This is a genomic window from Streptomyces sp. NPDC002125, from assembly GCF_053593715.1.
The window spans coordinates 386,097-402,497 of sequence record NZ_JBSFDD010000001.1 but is presented as its reverse complement, the minus strand read 5'-3'; the positions used below and the strand labels follow the sequence as shown (position 1 = coordinate 402,497).

General features: G+C 71.3%; 10 protein-coding genes. 1 reads left to right on the top strand and 9 read right to left on the bottom strand.

From position 1 onward, the window contains the following. The 5 genes from ACWCQM_RS01730 to ACWCQM_RS01710 all read right to left on the bottom strand — a co-directional run bounded on the left by ACWCQM_RS01730 (position 1) and on the right by ACWCQM_RS01710 (position 6,603). Complete coding sequence (locus ACWCQM_RS01730; RefSeq protein ID WP_450913397.1) at positions 1–1,629, bottom strand: ABC transporter substrate-binding protein; 1,629 nt, start codon at positions 1,627–1,629, stop codon at positions 1–3. A gap of 258 nt (positions 1,630–1,887) precedes the next feature. Beyond that, complete coding sequence (locus tag ACWCQM_RS01725; protein ID WP_450913396.1) at positions 1,888–2,907, bottom strand: dipeptidase; 1,020 nt, start codon at positions 2,905–2,907, stop codon at positions 1,888–1,890. Then, the gene (locus tag ACWCQM_RS01720) at positions 2,907–3,758 is read right to left on the bottom strand and encodes a hypothetical protein (RefSeq protein ID WP_450913395.1); all 852 of its coding nucleotides are present in this window, start codon (positions 3,756–3,758) and stop codon (positions 2,907–2,909) included. The genes ACWCQM_RS01725 and ACWCQM_RS01720 overlap by 1 nt, the downstream gene beginning before the upstream one ends. Then, positions 3,755–5,509, bottom strand: a complete 1,755-nt coding sequence (locus ACWCQM_RS01715; RefSeq protein WP_450913394.1) for a hypothetical protein — start codon at positions 5,507–5,509, stop codon at positions 3,755–3,757. Before ACWCQM_RS01715 ends, ACWCQM_RS01720 begins: the two co-directional genes overlap by 4 nt. A 374-nt stretch (positions 5,510–5,883) precedes the next feature. Next, positions 5,884–6,603, bottom strand: coding sequence for an IclR family transcriptional regulator (locus tag ACWCQM_RS01710; RefSeq protein ID WP_450913393.1), 720 nt, complete (start codon positions 6,601–6,603; stop codon positions 5,884–5,886). A 528-nt stretch (positions 6,604–7,131) separates the two neighbouring features. Here ACWCQM_RS01710 and ACWCQM_RS01705 point away from each other — a divergent pair. After that, entirely contained in the window at positions 7,132–8,196 is a 1,065-nt protein-coding gene (locus tag ACWCQM_RS01705; RefSeq protein ID WP_450913392.1) for an RICIN domain-containing protein, read from the top strand. 58 nt (positions 8,197–8,254) lie between these two features. Here the strand turns inward: ACWCQM_RS01705 and glgB are convergent, their stop codons facing one another. The 4 genes from glgB to ACWCQM_RS01685 all read right to left on the bottom strand — a co-directional run bounded on the left by glgB (position 8,255) and on the right by ACWCQM_RS01685 (position 16,254). Further along, positions 8,255–10,684 (bottom strand): 1,4-alpha-glucan branching enzyme, encoded by a 2,430-nt coding sequence (glgB, locus tag ACWCQM_RS01700; protein ID WP_450913391.1) that lies wholly within the window; start codon positions 10,682–10,684, stop codon positions 8,255–8,257. A 47-nt stretch (positions 10,685–10,731) separates the two neighbouring features. Then, positions 10,732–12,174, bottom strand: a complete 1,443-nt coding sequence (locus tag ACWCQM_RS01695) for a maltokinase N-terminal cap-like domain-containing protein (RefSeq protein ID WP_450913390.1) — start codon at positions 12,172–12,174, stop codon at positions 10,732–10,734. Positions 12,175–12,445: 271 nt separating this feature from the next. Then, positions 12,446–14,152, bottom strand: coding sequence for a maltose alpha-D-glucosyltransferase (treS, locus tag ACWCQM_RS01690; protein WP_450913389.1), 1,707 nt, complete (start codon positions 14,150–14,152; stop codon positions 12,446–12,448). Continuing rightward, complete coding sequence (locus tag ACWCQM_RS01685) at positions 14,149–16,254, bottom strand: alpha-1,4-glucan--maltose-1-phosphate maltosyltransferase (protein WP_450913388.1); 2,106 nt, start codon at positions 16,252–16,254, stop codon at positions 14,149–14,151. The genes treS and ACWCQM_RS01685 overlap by 4 nt, the downstream gene beginning before the upstream one ends. Positions 16,255–16,401 lie beyond the last annotated feature (147 nt).

The following is a 16,401-nucleotide window of genomic DNA, read 5'->3' as shown; positions in this document are numbered from 1 at the left end:
TCACCCCTCCGAGCGGCCGAGTGCGGCCAGATCGAGGTAGTAGAGAGGGTTACGGACCAGTCCGGTGACCTCGGACGAGGCCACGGTGACGAAGTTCGGCTCCAGCAGTGGGACGAAGGGGCTGTCCTCGTTCATCGCCCGGTTCCACGCCGTGTAGGCGGTGAGCCGGTCCCGCTCCTCGACCGACCCGTACGCCTTCGTCGTGAGGGCGGCGAGCCCGGGGGCGTCCTTCGCAGGCCAGTGCACCCGCTTGGAGAGGAAGTCGCCCGGCCCGAAACCGAGGATGTTCTGCGGGTCGAGGTAGTCCGGTGGGTAGGACCACAGGGCGAGCTCCGTCGCGCCGTCCACATAACGCTGGAGGGAGGTCGACGTGGGCGAGGGCCGGAGCGTGACGGTGATGCCGATCTTCCCCAGATCGCTCTGGAGGCGCTGGGCGAGGACGCCGTAGTCGAGGCCCGCCAGGCGGTGGTAGTCACTGGCGTAGTCGAGGGTCAGCTCGATCTTCTCCAGGCCCCGTTCCTTCTTCGCCTTCTCGACGAGGGCGCGGGCCGCGCGGGGGTCGTGTGCGGCGGCGTCCTCCTTGCCGAGACCCCCGGTGAAGACGGTCGGCAGGATGCCGGTCGCCTGGGTGGACCCCGGGCCCGCGATCTCGGTGAGGCCCTCGTAGTCGATGCCGAGACGGATGGCCCGCTGTATGTCGGCGGACGCGGTGGGCAGGCCCTTCCCGCGGCTGACCGCGAGGTAGAGCACCTCGGCGGCCCGGCTGTCGTCCACCACCAGTCCGTCGTCGTGCAGGCCCTTGGTCTGGAGCGCCGAGATGTCGAGGGCGATCTGCGAGTCGCCCGACTGCACCCCGAGCAACTGCTGCTGGGCGGACGGCACGTTCCTGATGATCACCCTGGGATACGCCGGTGCGTCACCGGCGTACTCCGGGTTGGCCTCCAGGACGATCTGCGAGGAGTTGCTGTAGCTCTTCAGCCGGTACGGCCCGGACCCCGCGGACTCCGTGTTCAGCCAGGCCTCGGCCGAGTCCTCGGTGGCCGCGTCCTTCGCGTCGGTGCCCCCGTGCGCACGCACGGCGTCGGCGTTGAGCACCCCGAACTGCGGGGTCGCGAGCATGGCGGGCACGTCGGCGCGCGGGGACTCGGTCGTCAGGACCACGGTCCGTGCGTCCTCTGCCTCGACGGACACCCCGGCCATCAGATAGGCCGGGCTCGCGTCGACGTGGCGCAGCCGGTCGAAGGAGAAGACCACGTCGCTCGCCTCCACGGGTGTGCCGTCGGAGAAGCGGGCGTTGCCACGGAGAGCGAACGTCCAGGACTGCCCGTCCTCGGAGTTGGACCACGAGGCGGCCAGCCCGGACACGGGGGTACGCAGGTCCTCGCCGCGGTAGGTGGTCAGCGTCTCGTACAGGGCGTGGTCGACGAGGTAGTCGGTGGGCTGGTAGACGCGCGCGGGGTCGATGGACTTGGCGTTGAACGCGGTGTCGACGACGAGGGTGTGGCGCGCCGCCTCGACGGAGACCCCCGCGGTCGCGCACGAGGTGAGCGAGGCCGTCAGGGCGGCGGCCGTGGCCAGGGTGGCGAGGGTGTGCCGCCGGGGCCGGGGCGGCAGGGGGCGGTGGGGCATCGGGGTCTCCCTCGGAGAGAAGGGCGGGGAGGAGGGGCGGAACAGCTCCCGGTGGCGTCCGGGAAGCGTCTGCCGGGGCGTACTTGGGCGTACTTGGGCGTACGGCTCTCGGGCGTCCGGGGCGTACGACCTCGTCCGGGCGTACGACTCGACCGGGCGTCCCGGGCGCGCACGCGAGTGCGTTCGGCGGGTGGGCCCGGACCCCGGACCCACGGCGGCGGCCCCGTGTGGTCCGGGCCCGCCGCCGTGACCGGGAGGTCAGGCCTGGACGGCGGAGGCCGGTACGGGTACGGCCGGCGGGCCGCCCTGGAGGTCGACGTCGATGGTCTGCCGGTACAGGCGCAGCCAGTTGCCGCCGCACAGCTTCTCGACCTCGGCGGCGGAGAAACCGGCCCTGGCCAGTCCTTCGGGGATGTTGCCGAACTGGGCCGCCGTCTCGAACCACTCCGGGTCCGGCACGACCGGCGACTGGCCGGGCTTGCCCGCGCCGTACTCGGGGCCGCGTGTCCAGTACCCCTTGCGCATCTCCACCATGTGCTCCTCGGTGAGGAAGCGCCCGAGGTCGGAGCCCACCCCGACGTGATCGACGCCGATCCGCTCCACGGTGCGGGCGACCAGCTCGCACCAGCTGTCGACGGTCTCGCACCACTCACCCGCGATGTTCGGATACATCGTCAGGCCGAGCACCCCGCCCCGCTCCGCGAGCGCGTCGAGGACCTCGGGCCGCTTGTTGCGGGCGTGGTCGAAGAACTCGCGCGGATTGGCGTGGTTGACCGCCACCGGCACGGCCGAGGCGTGGATGGCGTCGTACGAGGTGCGGTCGCCCACGTGCGAGCAGTCCACGAGGATGCCGCAGCGGTTCATCTCCTCGACGGCGTTGCGGCCGAAGCGGGTCAGACCGGCGTCCGTGGTCTCGTAACAGCTCGCACCCAGGGTGTTCTGGATGTTGTAGGTGAGCTGCATGACGCGCAGGCCCATGCGGGCGAACAGCTCGATGTTGTCGAGCCGGTCCTCGATCGGGGACGCGTTCTGGGTCCCCATGAGGACGGCGGTCCGGCCCTCGGCCGCCGCCGCCTCGATGTCGGCCGTGGAGTACGCGATCCGTATGAGATCGGCGTTGTCGCGCTCCATGCCGTACCAGCCGGCGAGGGCCCGCATGGTCTCCGCCGCGTTCTCCCAGAACGCGATGGTGTTGGTCACGCAGTCCACGCGCCCGGCCCGCAGTTCCTCGAAGACCGTCCGGTTGAAGATGCCGCACTCGAGTCCGTCGATGTTCATCACTGCTCCAAGTCGTCCGTCGCCGCGGGGCCGGCGAAGTCCACGTCGTCGGTGAGGTCGGGTTCGATCACGCCGTTCTCGTCCACGGCGGTCGCGCCCGCGTGCTTGAGGGAGGTCACCGACTCCGTGGACAGCGCGCGGGCGGACTCCTCGAACAACGGCCACCACAGGGCGGCCGGGGTCTCCACCCCGGTGCGCACCGCGCGGGCGGCGGGCAGCGAGCCGACGAGCGGCAGGAGACGCGACAGCTCGGGATCGTCCGGCGGTTCGGGTGCGCGGCGCTCCATGACGAGGAGCACGCCCTCGCCGGCCAGGGCCGCGGGTACCGGCGGCAGTCCGGCCTCCGGTGCGGTGTCCGAGGGGGCGGGCGTCACCGTGACGACCACACCCCGGTCGGCGCCCTGGTGCTCCAGTACGGCGGCGAGCCCGGCCCGCGTGATGCGCCCGGCCCACAGGACGACCCGCTCCCCGGACTCGGCCTGGAGCAGGTCGAGCAGCGCGGGGGCGACGACCAGGGCGCTCTGGCCGAGACAGTCGGCCACGAGCCTGTCCGGGGCCTCGGCGGCGATCTCCACCCGGCCCGAACCGGCGCGGTCGGCGTCGCTGAGCCCCTCGGCGAGGTATTCGAGAGCGGGCAGCCCGGCGGACTGGGCGTGCAGGACCAGGTCGCGTACGGCGGGTACGGCACCGAGCGCGAGCCCCTGGGCCTGGAGCAACCGCTCGGTGACGAGCCGCAGTTCGCGCAGCGAGAGCCGCAGGGTCTCGGCGTCGGAGGCGTTCTGCCAGGTGCGGCCGAGGCGGTCGGCCGCCCCGTCGCTTCCCTGGCCGCTGACGAGCGTGGCGGAGGTCATCGGGCGGCTCCGTTCGGGAGGGCGGGCGCGTCGAGGACGACGGTGTCCGCGGGGTGCGGTACGGCGGGCCAGAACCACGGTCCGGCGGCGTCGGCGTCCCCCAGGTCGGCCGCGGTGGGCGCGCCCTGGAAGATGACGCCGCGCAGATCACGGCCCAGGTAGTCCTTGGTGCGTTCGAGGCCGTAGAGGGCGGCGTTCGCCAGGCGGATGATCTGGGCGGGCACGAAGGCGGCGTCGCGGATGTTGGCGTGCGGGACGGCGTACGCGTGCCCGGCGAGGGACTGGAGGCGCTCCACGGCTCCCCGCAGTTCCGGGCGGCGCGCGAGGAGCCGTCCGACGGGCAGGGCCGGGTCCTCGGCCGCCAGTACGCCGTCGAGGTGCTGGACCATGCCGGGCACGTCGACGGTGAGATCGACGGTGCCCTCGGGCAGTTCGGCGGTGGCGCCGCACCGGGGTTCCTCGGCGGACCGCGACTTGTACCAGGTGTTGTCGACCGCGCCGGGCGCGGTGCGGTCGACGGCGAGTGCCCAGGCGTAACGGTCGGCGAGCAGGGCGCGCAGCTCACCGGCGGATGCCGACCCGTCCCGGCGGAACGTCTCCTCGACGGTGAGGCCCGCCGCGAGCCGGTCCGACTCCACGGGGTCCAGCTCGGTGAGGGCGGAGTTGACCACCTCGGCGGCCTCGGCGCAGACGCCCTCGACGCCGTCGACCAGCTCCGCCACCGTCGGCACCCGGCCGTCCGCCCCGGCGGAGGCGGCGCGTACGGGGATCGTGTCGAGCACACGGCGCAGGTCGGCGACGATCCGCGCGGCGGGGGTGAAGCAGGTGTACTCGTTGACGTCCTCGCTCTGGTGGACCACGGCCCGCTCCAGCAGGGCGACCAGCGTGTCCGCCACGCCGGAACCGGGGGCCGCCGCGAGGCCGCGTGCGTGGGCGAGGGCCTGCTCGCGCAGCGAGATCCAGCGGTCCACCAGCACCGGGTGGTTGCCCACCCACAGGACCAGGCCCAGCGCGGAGCTGTTGCCGACGCCGAGGAAGCGGCGCACCTCGGGGTCGAGTGCCACCGCCGTGTCCGAGCGGCGGGCGGCCAGCGCCTCGACGAGGTCCGCGCTGAGCTCCCGCATCATGTAGGCGGACAGCAACTGGGCGTGGTAGGGCACCGCGAGCGGATGGTCCTCGCCGTACGCGAGGAAGGTGCAGGTGCCGAAGGTGCCGTTGCCGTCGAGACCGATGTTGCGCATGAGATAGCCGACGCGGGCGAGTGCGACGGTGTCGGGCTGCCGCCCCTCGGCCAGGGCCCCGACGACGTGCTCGAAGACGCGCAGCGAACGGTTGGCGCGGCACCAGGTCAGCGTGTGCGCGGTCGCACGTCCGTGGTAGAGCCGGGGCATCTCGTTACGGGTGTGCTCGACGTCCTCCGGTGTGGCGGGGCCGTCGAGGAGGGCGCCCATCATGTCCCACCCGAGGTCGAAGATGCGCAGGGTGCGCTCCTGCGAGGAGGGCGGGAAGGCGAAGGCCACGAAGTCCATCACGCGGCCCGCGGCGTGGATGCGGTAGACGGCCTCGCCGCCGCCGTCCGCGTCGACGGTCAGGGAACGGCGCTCGACGCGCCACCGCTCGCGGAGCATCCGGTTGACCAGGGAGCGGGCCGACGACAGACGCCCGGCCTGCAAGGAGGAGAGGGCGGCCGGAGTCATGATCTCGTCGGCCGGCCGGCCGACGGGTCCGGCAGCGCTGGGCTGTGGTGCCACGGATGATTCCTTTCGTGCGGGTCGTGCGGTGCGGTGCCGCCATGGGGCGGCGGACGTCGCCGGGGCCGGTCGAACCGGCCCGCGCTGGCGACGAGTTGGGTAGTGGGCGGTGGCAGGGCAGGAGGCGGCCCGAAGCCACGCGTGTGCGGGGAGCGTGCTGCGAAGGCACGGCCGGAGACAGGGTGAGGACCGGTCGCGAAGCGGTGCGGGGGACGGCGACACGGCGGGGCACGCCCCGGTCGGGGACGGCGGCGCCGGGCCCGCGAGGGGCCGCGCCCGGGCGGGCGAGGAGCCGGTGGGGCCTGCGCGGATGTGGTGGGGTGGTGCGGACGGGGGTCCGGGTCAGGGCCCGGTCGGCGGTCGGACGGCGGCGGTCACCTGCTCCCGGAGACGATCTTGGTGACCCGGGCCGCGCAGGCCATGGCGTCGGCCGCCGCCGCCTCGGCGTCGAAGCGGACCATCGGGCCGACCACGGACAGAGCCGCCATCACCCGGCGCCTGGCGTCGAAGACCGGGGCCGCGACGGCGACCGTCGGCTCCAGCCGGTTCGGCAGCGAGATCGCGAAGCCGGTGTGCCGGATGTGCTCCAGCTCCGAGTCGGTGGCGGTGGACACGCCCGCCTCCCGCAGTGCCTCCAGGTCGTGCGGCAGAGCCCACGCGGTGAGCACCCGGCCGGAGGCGGTGTCCGAGATCGGCATCCGCGCCTCTATCCGGGCGTCCACACGCAGCAGCCGGTCGACCTCGACCCGCTGCACGATCCGGGCCGAGTCGCCGTCCAGGACGGCCAGTGAGACCGTCTCGTCGACCAGAGCGGCCAGTTCCTCCATCGCGGCGGTGGCCCGGTGACCGAGTCCGGCCTGGGCGAACGCCGCGTCGGAGAGCCGTGAGACACGCAGGCTGAGCCGGTAGGTCCCGTCCTCCGCCTGCTCGGCCCAGCCGCCCGCGCACAGGGTCACCAGCTGCCGGTGCACATAGCCCCGGCTGCCCCCCGTGCGACGGGCGAGATCGGAGACACCCACACCGTGCGGCTCGTCGGCGAGGGCGGCGAGAACCTCCAGCGTCTTGAGCGAGGAGGTGAGGATCTGGGTGGCCAATGCGCTGTCTCCTATAAGAGGACACTGTCTCCGATCGGGATGCGTCACTAAAACACCGCACTCGTCAGGCCATCAATGGTTGCCTGAAGAAAAACATCAGACACACCATCAGGCGCTGCGTTCACTTGCTCGTGCCTTGGATTTCACACTCAATAGGCCCTTCTGGCTTACGAATATGAGGCTCGGCTGGGCTTGGTGTGCTCCCTCGGTCCGTCTTTCATACGGGGACGGCGCCCATGCCGCCTGTCGGTACGGGCACGCGTCGGACGGGCGGTACGCGCTCGGTCAGGGGGGTGCTGGGGCGAGGGATACAGCCGTCTCGTCGATGCCGCGCAGCGTGCCTGCGGCCCGCGTCACCCGAGGGGTAGCCGCTGGCCGGCGGGACGTGCGCGGTGCGGGACGCCCCCCGCGGGCACCTCTCATGTCGGCCAAAGTCGCAGAGGCGCCCCCTTGCCGGAAGGTGGCCGAAGCTAGCGTGACAACGGCTCCCGCGCCTGCGGGACGACCGATCACATAGGGGGAACAGGCATGACATCACGCGTACACCGGTTCTTACCCAGGGCGTTCACGGTCCTCATGGCCGCTCTGGCGATCGTCCTGGGCCTGACCGCACACGCCGGTACGGCACGGGCGGACGAGGTGTCCGCCTCCGGCCTGGCCGGACTGACGTTCACCTCCGTCAACAGCGGCCGGAACCTGGACGTGCAGAACGGCAACACCGGCAACGGGGTCTTCGTCGTCACCAACGCGGCTCCGGGCTACCACCAGGCCTGGAGCGCCGACCCGCAGGCCGACGGCGCGGTCCGGATCGTCAACGACTACACCGGCAAGTGCCTGGCGACGGGTTTCCCGCTCGCGCAGCAGACCTGCGCCGGAACGGCCGCCCAGCGCTGGTACTTCCAGCCCGTCGCCGGTGCCGCGAACACCTTCATGATCCGCAACGCGGGTGACAACAAATGCGTCGACGTCGTCCTGGCCGCCCAGAACAACGACGCGTGGACCCAGACCTACGCCTGCAACGGCAGTAAGGCACAGCAGTGGTCCATCCCCTCCTCGGCGACCGGGGACGCGTTCCAGGCCGCCGTGGACTACGCCTCCAAGCGCTGCCAGAAGGACGCGACGACCTGCGCGTGGACGAAGGGCTCCCAGGCTCCGGCCGAACCGCTGCCCACGCAGTGCGTGTCCCCCGTCTGGTACAACGGCACCGGGGCGTCGGTGCCGTGGACGTTCTCGCTGACCACCACCCACGGCTGGTCGAGCGAGATCAGCGTCTCCTTCGAGTCCAGCATCACCGTGGGCGCACCGAGCCCCGTCCAGACCAAGATCGCCCTCACCACCTCGGGCAAGGTCACCTACAGCCTCAGCGAGACGCTCGGCAACAGCCTGGAGATCGCCGTGCCGTCGGGCCACTACGGCTGGGTGGCGCTGTCGGAGCTGGCGACGAAGGTGACCGGGGAGTGGACCTTCGACGCGAACGGCTACCCCTGGAAGGCGCACGACACCGTCACGGTGCCGCTGACCAGTGACGACCAGGGGCACGCGAGCGTCTACCTCGCCAAGACCTCGCCGGAGTTCACCAGCTGCGGCGGCTGATCCGGCGGGGCCCGCACCACACGGTCGTGATGCGGGCCCCGGGAACGGCGGCCGTGGATCAGGCCGGCCGCAGCCACACCGTCGCCAGTGGCGGGAGCGTCAGCGTGATGCTGGTGTCCCTGCCGTGCGCCGGCACCGCCTCCGGCTTCAGCGGCTCCTCGTTGCGCACGTCGCCGCCGCCGTAGCGCGCCGCGTCGGTGTTGATGACCTCCACCCAGGCCTCGGGGCCGTCCGGTACGCCGATGCGGTAGTCGGTGCGCACCACCGGTGAGAAGTGCGAGATCGCGATCAGCGGGGAGCCGTCCGCGTCGTAGCGGATGAACGAGAACGCGTTGTCCTCCGCCGCGCCGCCGTCGATCCAGGAGAAGCCGCCCGGGTCCGTGTCGCGCTGCCAGAGCGCGGGCAGCGCGTTGTAGACCGCGTTCAGGTCCGTGACCAGGCTGCGCACACCGCGGTGGTCGCCGGAGGCCTCGTATGTCTCGTCGAGCAGCCACCAGTCAGGGCCGTGGCCCTCGGACCACTCGGCGCCCTGGGCGAACTCCTGTCCCATGAAGAGGAGTTGCTTGCCCGGGTGGGCCCACATGAAGCCGAGGTACGCCCGGTGGTTCGCGCGCCGCTGCCACCAGTCGCCGGGCATCTTGGTGACCAGGGCCTGCTTGCCGTGCACCACCTCGTCGTGCGAGATCGGCAGCACGTAGTTCTCGCTGTAGGCGTACACCATCGAGAAGGTCATCTCGTTGTGGTGGTACTTGCGGTGGACCGGCTCCTTGGACATGTAGACCAGGGAGTCGTGCATCCAGCCCATGTTCCACTTCAGGCCGAAACCCAGCCCGCCGGAGTCCGTGGCGCGGGTGACGCCGTCCCAGGCGGTGGACTCCTCCGCGATCGTGACGACACCCGGATTGCGGCGGTAGACCGTCGCGTTCATCTCCTGGAGGAAGGCGACCGCGTCCAGGTTCTCCCGGCCGCCGAACTCGTTCGGCGACCACTGGCCGTCCTCGCGGGAGTAGTCGAGGTAGAGCATGGAGGCGACCGCGTCGACCCGCAGGCCGTCGATGTGGAACTCCTCGCACCAGTACGTCGCGTTGGAGACCAGGAAGTTGCGCACCTCCTTGCGCCCGTAGTCGAACTCCAGGGTGCCCCAGTCCGGGTGCGCGGCCCGGTTCGGGTCGGAATGCTCGTACAGCGGGCGGCCGTCGAACGCGGCGAGGGCCCAGTCGTCGCGCGGGAAGTGTGCCGGCACCCAGTCCATCAGGACGCCGATGCCCGCCGCGTGCAGTGCGTCGACCAGGAAGCGGAAGTCGTCCGGACCGCCCATCCGGGACGTCGGCGCGTAGAACCCGGTGACCTGGTAGCCCCAGGAGCCGCCGAAGGGGTGCTCGGCGATGGGCATCAGCTCGACATGGGTGAAGCCCAGCTCCCGTACGTACGCCGGGAGTTGTGCAGCCAATTGACGGTACGTCAGACCGGGTCGCCAGGAGGCTAGATGGACCTCGTAGACCGAGAAGGGCGCCTCGTGCACCGGGCGGTCGCCGCGATGCGCCATCCAGTCCGCGTCCTGCCACTCGTGGCGCGAGACCGTGACCACCGAGGCGTTCGACGGCGGCACCTCGGTGTGGCGGGCCATCGGGTCGGCCCGCTCGGTGTGCGAACCGTCGGGGCGGCAGATGTCGAACTTGTAGAGGGTGCCCTCGCCCACGGCCGGCACGAAGAGCTCCCACACGCCCGTGGAGCCCAGCGAGCGCATCGGGAAGCCCGTGCCGTCCCAGTAGTTGAAGTCGCCCGTGACGCGCACCCCGCGCGCGTTCGGTGCCCAGACGGTGAAACGGGTGCCCGCCACGCCCTGGTGCTCCATCGGCCGCGCACCGAGCGCCTTCCAGAGCTCCTCGTGCCTGCCCTCCCCGATCAGGTGCAGATCGAGCTCGCCGATGGCGGGCAGGAAGCGGTACGGGTCGTCCACCTCGATGGTGTTGTCCTCGTAGCCGACCTGGAGGCGGTACCCGTCGGGCACGGCGGGCATCGGCAGGACGCCGGAGAAGAAGCCGTCGCCGTCGCTCTGGAGTTCGGCACGCTTGCCCCCGGCCAGGACGGCCACCGAGCGCGCGAAGGGGCGCAGCGCCCGGAAGAGCACCCCGCCCGGGACCGGGTGGGCGCCGAGGACCCCGTGCGGATCGTGGTGGTCACCGGCGAGCAGCCGGCCCCGGTCCGCGCCGTCCAGTTCGGTGGCGGGCAGCACGTTCTTGCTCCCCCCGCCGCGCCGGGGGCGGGGCGGGGTGCCGGTGGCCGCCGTCTTCCTCGCCCGGGCGCGCTTGGCCGGGGGCGGCGGGGGCGCGTCGGCAGGCGCGTCCGCGGGGGCGGAAGCCGCGGCGGAGGCGGAGGCGGGTGCGGGGGCCGCCGCCGGGGCGGTGACCTCGGTGGTCACCGGCTGGGCCGTGGGCGGGACCTCGATGGGCTCGGGCGACTTGCGGGACGGCTTGCGGGCGGTCACAGAGACTGCCTCCTCGAAAGGCTCGAAGGGTGGAAGGGGAGCGCGGGTCACACGGGCGCGGCGGCCAGGCGCTGGATGGCGGCCATCGGCACCGGCAGCCAGTCGGGACGGTGCCGGGCCTCGTACAGCACCTCGTACACCGCCTTGTCGGTCTCATGGGCGCGCAGCAGCTCCGGCTCGGCGCGCGGATCGGAGCCGGCCGCGGCGGCGTAGCCCTCGCAGTAGGCGGCACGGCAGCGGGCCGCCCACTCCGGGTTCCACGGGTGGTGCGAGCGCGCCGCGTAGTCGAAGGACCGGAGCATCCCCGCGACGTCCCGCACCGTCGGCTGCGGGCTGCGGCGTTCGGGCAGTGGTCTGGCCGGCTCGCCCTCGAAGTCGATCAGTGACCAGAAACCGTCGTCCCCGCGCAGGGTCTGACCCAGGTGCAGATCGCCATGGACCCGCTGAGCCGCCCAGCCGCGCCCCGTCTCCCCGAGCGCCGCGACGGCGTCGAAGGCGTTGCGCAGGCCCGGGACGTACGGGACGAGCGCGGGGACGGCCTGGGCGGCTGCCTCCAGGCGCTCCACCATCCCGGCCACCAGGTGCCTGGTCCGGTCGTGGGCCAGCGGGGGCGTCGGCAGCGCCGCCGCGAGGGCGGTGTGCACCTCGGCCGTGGCCCGGCCGAGCGCGTGCGCCTCGGTGACGAAGTCCCGCCCGGCGGCCAGGGCGGCGAGCGCGAGCTGCCAGCCGTCCTGCGCACCGCGCAGGAACGGCTGGAGCACACCGAGCGTGAGCGGCTCGGGGCTCGTCGTCGCCTCGAACCAGGCCACCGGGGCGGGGACCCGGCCGCAGCCCTCACGGCCGAGCGCGAGGGGCAGTTCGAGATCGGGGTTGGTGCCGGGGAAGACCCGGCGGAAGATCTTCAGGATGAAGGCGTCCCCGAAGACCAGCGAGGAGTTGGACTGCTCGGTGTCCAGGACGCGCGGGGTGAGACCCGGGGGGATCGGCTCGGCGCGGTCGAAGCGGAGCGGGCCGAGCGAGCCGGGATGCCGGAAGCGCTCCAGCAGGAGGTCGGCGACGCGCGGGTCGTGCAGCCCCTCGTACAGGATGCGGCCGGCCAGCGGTCCGTCCGCGACCTGGCCGATACGGGCCTCGGCCAGACGCGTCGGCAGCGTGGCGCGCACACCGAGCAGCAGCTGGTAGCAGTCGCCCTGGGACTGCGCGGAACGCCCGTCGGGCTGGTGGACCCTGACCAGCAGATGCAGCAGTCCCGGGCCCGTGCTCGCGGAGTCCAGGGGCAGTATCTCGGTGGCCGCGACGAGGGAGAACCCGGTGACGGGCTTCCCCTTGCCCGCGAACCACCGCTGCCGGGGCACCCACTCGTGGAGCAGTGGGGCGAGCGACGCCAGCAGCGCCGTGGTGCCCGAGGCGCTCGTCGTATGTCTTCTGGTCGTCTTTCGTGATGTTGTGCTCTTCGCCAGGGCGACTCGAGTGGATGCAGCCTCCGACATGGCATCGCGTCCTTTCCCCGGGCACACCACAGGATGCGAAGAGTGTCCCGGATTGCGGCAATGGCTGTCCGGCTGTGCGGGACGTGTCGGGTGAGGAAAAGTCCGATGGACTCGATCATTGGGCCATGGAGAGCCCGAGGGAGCACGTGAGGCTCGACAGGGAGCCCGGAAGAGCTCGATATGGGGGAGAGTGCCCCGTGCGGGGCGGCGGAAACCGCCCCGCGGGTGGCGCCTCACGGGTGAGGCGCCGTCAGCCGGCCGTCACCGGCGGTCAGGTGACCGGAGCTTCCTTCCTCAGGCGGAACCAGTAGAAACCGTGGCCCGCGAGTGTCAGCAGGTAGGGCCACTGACCGACCGCCGGGAAGCGCACCCCGCCGATCAGCTCCACCGGATGACGCCCGTTGAAGGCCCGCAGATCGAGCTCCGTCGGCTGCGCGAACCGCGAGAAGTTGTGGACGCACAGCACGAGATCGTCCTTGTACTCACGGGTGAACGCGAGCACCGCCGGGTTCGACGACGGCAGTTCGTTGTACGAGCCGAGGCCGAACGCCGGGTTCTGCTTGCGGATCTCGATCATCCGCCGCGTCCAGTGCAGCAGCGACGAGGGAGAGGCCATCGACGCCTCCACGTTGGTGACCTGGTAGCCGTAGACCGGGTCCATGATCGTGGGGAGGTAGAGCCGCCCCGGATCGCTGGAGGAGAAACCGGCGTTGCGGTCCGGTGTCCACTGCATCGGGGTGCGTACGGCGTCCCGGTCGCCCAGCCAGATGTTGTCGCCCATCCCGATCTCGTCCCCGTAGTAGAGGATCGGGGAGCCGGGCAGCGACAGCAGCAGCGCCGTGAACAGCTCGATCTGGTTGCGGTCGTTGTCCAGCAGCGGCGCGAGGCGACGGCGGATGCCGATGTTGGCCCGCATCCGCGGGTCCTTGGCGTACTCCGCGTACATGTAGTCGCGCTCTTCGTCCGTGACCATCTCGAGCGTGAGCTCGTCGTGATTGCGCAGGAAGATGCCCCACTGGCAGCCGGACGGGATCTCCGGGGTCTTCGCCAGGATCTCCGAGACCGGGTAGCGGCTCTCGCGCCGTACGGCCATGAAGATCCGCGGCATCACGGGGAAGTGGAACGCCATGTGGCACTCGTCGCCGCCGGCCGTGTAGTCGCCGAAGTAGTCGACGACGTCCTCGGGCCACTGGTTGGCCTCGGCCAGCAGGACCGTGTCCGGATAGTTGGCGTCGATCTCCTTGCGGACCCGCTTGAGGAAGTCGTGGGTCTCGGGGAGGTTCTCGCAGTTGGTGCCCTCGCGCTGGTAGAGGTAGGGCACGGCGTCGACCCGGAAGCCGTCGATGCCGAGGTCCAGCCAGAAGCGCAGGGCCGAGATGATCTCCTCCTGCACCGCCGGGTTCTCGTAGTTGAGATCGGGCTGGTGCGAGAAGAACCGGTGCCAGTAGTACTGCTTGCGGACCGGGTCGAAGGTCCAGTTGGACGTCTCCGTGTCGACGAAGATGATCCGGGCGTCCGGGAACTGCTTGTCGTCGTCGGCCCAGACGTAGTAGTCGCCGTACGGCCCGTCCGGGTCGGTGCGGGACTGCTGGAACCAGTCGTGCTGATCGCTCGTGTGATTCATGACGAAGTCGATGATCACGCGCATGCCGCGCTGGTGCGCGGCGTCCACGAACTCCACGAAGTCGGCGAGATCGCCGAACTCGGGCAGCACCGCGGTGTAGTCGGAGACGTCGTAACCACCGTCGCGCAGCGGCGACTTGAAGAACGGCGGCAGCCAGAGGCAGTCGACGCCCAGCCACTGCAGGTAGTCCAGCTTGGCGGTGAGGCCTTTGAGGTCACCGACGCCGTCTCCGTTGGAGTCCTGGAAGGACCGGACGAGTACCTCGTAGAAGACGGCGCGCTTGAACCAGTCGGGATCGCGGTCCTTGGCGGGAGTGTCCTCGAACAGGTCGTGGACGGGCTCATTGACGATCATGGCGTGGGTGACCCTCCGGTCGGCGGGGACGGTCGCAGAACGACGATGTGCGCAGGCGTTACACCCGGCTCCAGACGCACATAGAAGGTTCTGCCCCAGTGATAGGTGTCGCCGGTGAGCTCGTCGCGCACCGGCACGCTCTCGTGCCAGTCGAGGCCGAGACGCGGCATGTCCAACGAGACCGTGGCCTCCTGGGTGTGGTGAGGGTCGAGGTTGACGACCACCAGAACGATGTTCGAACCGGAGCGCTTGCTGTATGCGATCAGCGCCTCGTTGTCGACCGAGTGGAAGTGGACGTCGCGCAGTTGCTGGAGCGCCGGATGGCGACGCCGGATCCGGTTGAGGGAGGTGATCAGGGGAGCGAGCGAGCGGCCCTCACGTTCCGCCGACTCCCAGTCCCTGGGCCTGAGTTGGTACTTCTCCGAGTCCTGGTACTCCTCGCTCCCGGGACGCACCGGGGTGTTCTCGTACAGCTCGAAGCCCGCGTACACGCCCCAGGAGGGGGAGAGTGTCGCGGCCAGCACGGCCCGGGCCTCGAAGGCGGGACGGCCGCCCTCCTGGAGGTAACCGGGAAGAATGTCGGGCGTGTTCACGAAGAAGTTGGGCCGCATGTACGAGGAACTCTCGCCCGAGAGCTCGGACACGTACTCGGTGAGTTCCTGCTTCGTGTTACGCCAGGTGAAGTAGGTGTAGGACTGCTGGAAGCCGACCGAGGCCAGCGTGCGCATCATCGCCGGGCGGGTGAAGGCCTCCGCCAGGAAGATCACGTCCGGGTCGTTGCGGTTGATGTCGGCGATCACCTTCTCCCAGAAGACCACCGGCTTGGTGTGCGGGTTGTCGACGCGGAAGATCCGTACGCCGTGGTCCATCCAGAACCGGAGGATGCGGACCGTCTCGGTGACGATCCCGCTCATGTCCGTGTCGAAGGCGATCGGGTAGATGTCCTGGTACTTCTTGGGCGGGTTCTCGGCGTAGGCGATGGACCCGTCGGACCTGTGGTGGAACCAGTCCGGGTGCTCGGTCACCCAGGGGTGGTCGGGGGAGCACTGGAGGGCGAAGTCCAGCGCGATCTCCATCCGCAGGGTGCGGGCCGTCGCGACGAAGTGGTCGAAGTCCTCGATCGTGCCGAGGTCGGGGTGGATCGCGTCGTGGCCGCCGTCGGCCGAGCCGATCGCCCAGGGCACACCCGGGTCGTCGGCGCCGGGGGTGAGGCTGTTGTTGGGACCCTTGCGGTGCGTGGTGCCGATGGGGTGCACCGGCGGGAGGTAGACGACGTCGAAGCCCATCGCGGCGACGGCGGGCAACCGCTCGGCGGCCGTCCGGAAGGTGCCGCTGACGAGCCTGGGGGCCTGAGGGGGGAGCTCCGCGGTGACCGCCGGGCTCTTCTTCCGCGCGGCGGCGGCGGTCTTGGCGGTCTTCGCCGTCTTCGTGGCGCGCGGCTTGCGGGCGGGCTTCGGGGGGGCCGGCTCCTCCAGGCGCGCGCCCTCGGAGCGGGGGAACAGCTCGTACCAGGAGCCGTAGAGGGCGCGCCGGCGCTCGACGGTCAGCGGCATCGGGCGGGACGCGGTGACCAGCTCCCGCAGCGGGTGGCGGCCGAGCGCCTCGTCCACCTCGGGGGCCAGGGCGGCGGCGAGCCGGGACTCCGCGGCGCGGTCCGTGTCGCGCAGGGCGTCCACGGCGGCCAGTACCGCCTCGCGCCCGTCCTTCTTGGGCACGCCCTCGGCGGCGCGGGCGTACAGCTCGGCGCCCTCCTCCAGGACCAGGGCGGTGTCGATGCCCGCCGGGATCTTGATCCGCGCGTGGGCGCGCCAGGTGGTGACCGGATCGCTCCACGCCTCGACGGTGTAGGTCCAGCGGCCTTCGGACTCCGGGGTGACATCGGCACCCCAGCGGTCCGTGCCGGGGGCGAGCTCGCGCATCGGCGTCCAGGGGCCGGGCCGTCCGCTCGGGTCGCACAGGACGACATTGGCGGCCACCGCGTCGTGTCCCTCGCGGAACACGGTGGCGCTGACCTCGAAGGTCTCGCCCGCGACGGCTTTGGCCGGCCGTCTGCCGCAGTCGACGAGCGGACGGACGTCCAGGACGGGAATGCGACCGATCATGGAATCACCTGGGGGTCGGAGCTCGGCATGCACGGCGCGCGACGTGGGCGTGAAGGGCTGACCGCGCGCGCCGCGATGGTGGGGTTGCGTCCTTTGTAGCTGCTCGGTCGTCGGCTGGCGGGCTGTGGGCATGGCCGCTCCTGTCCG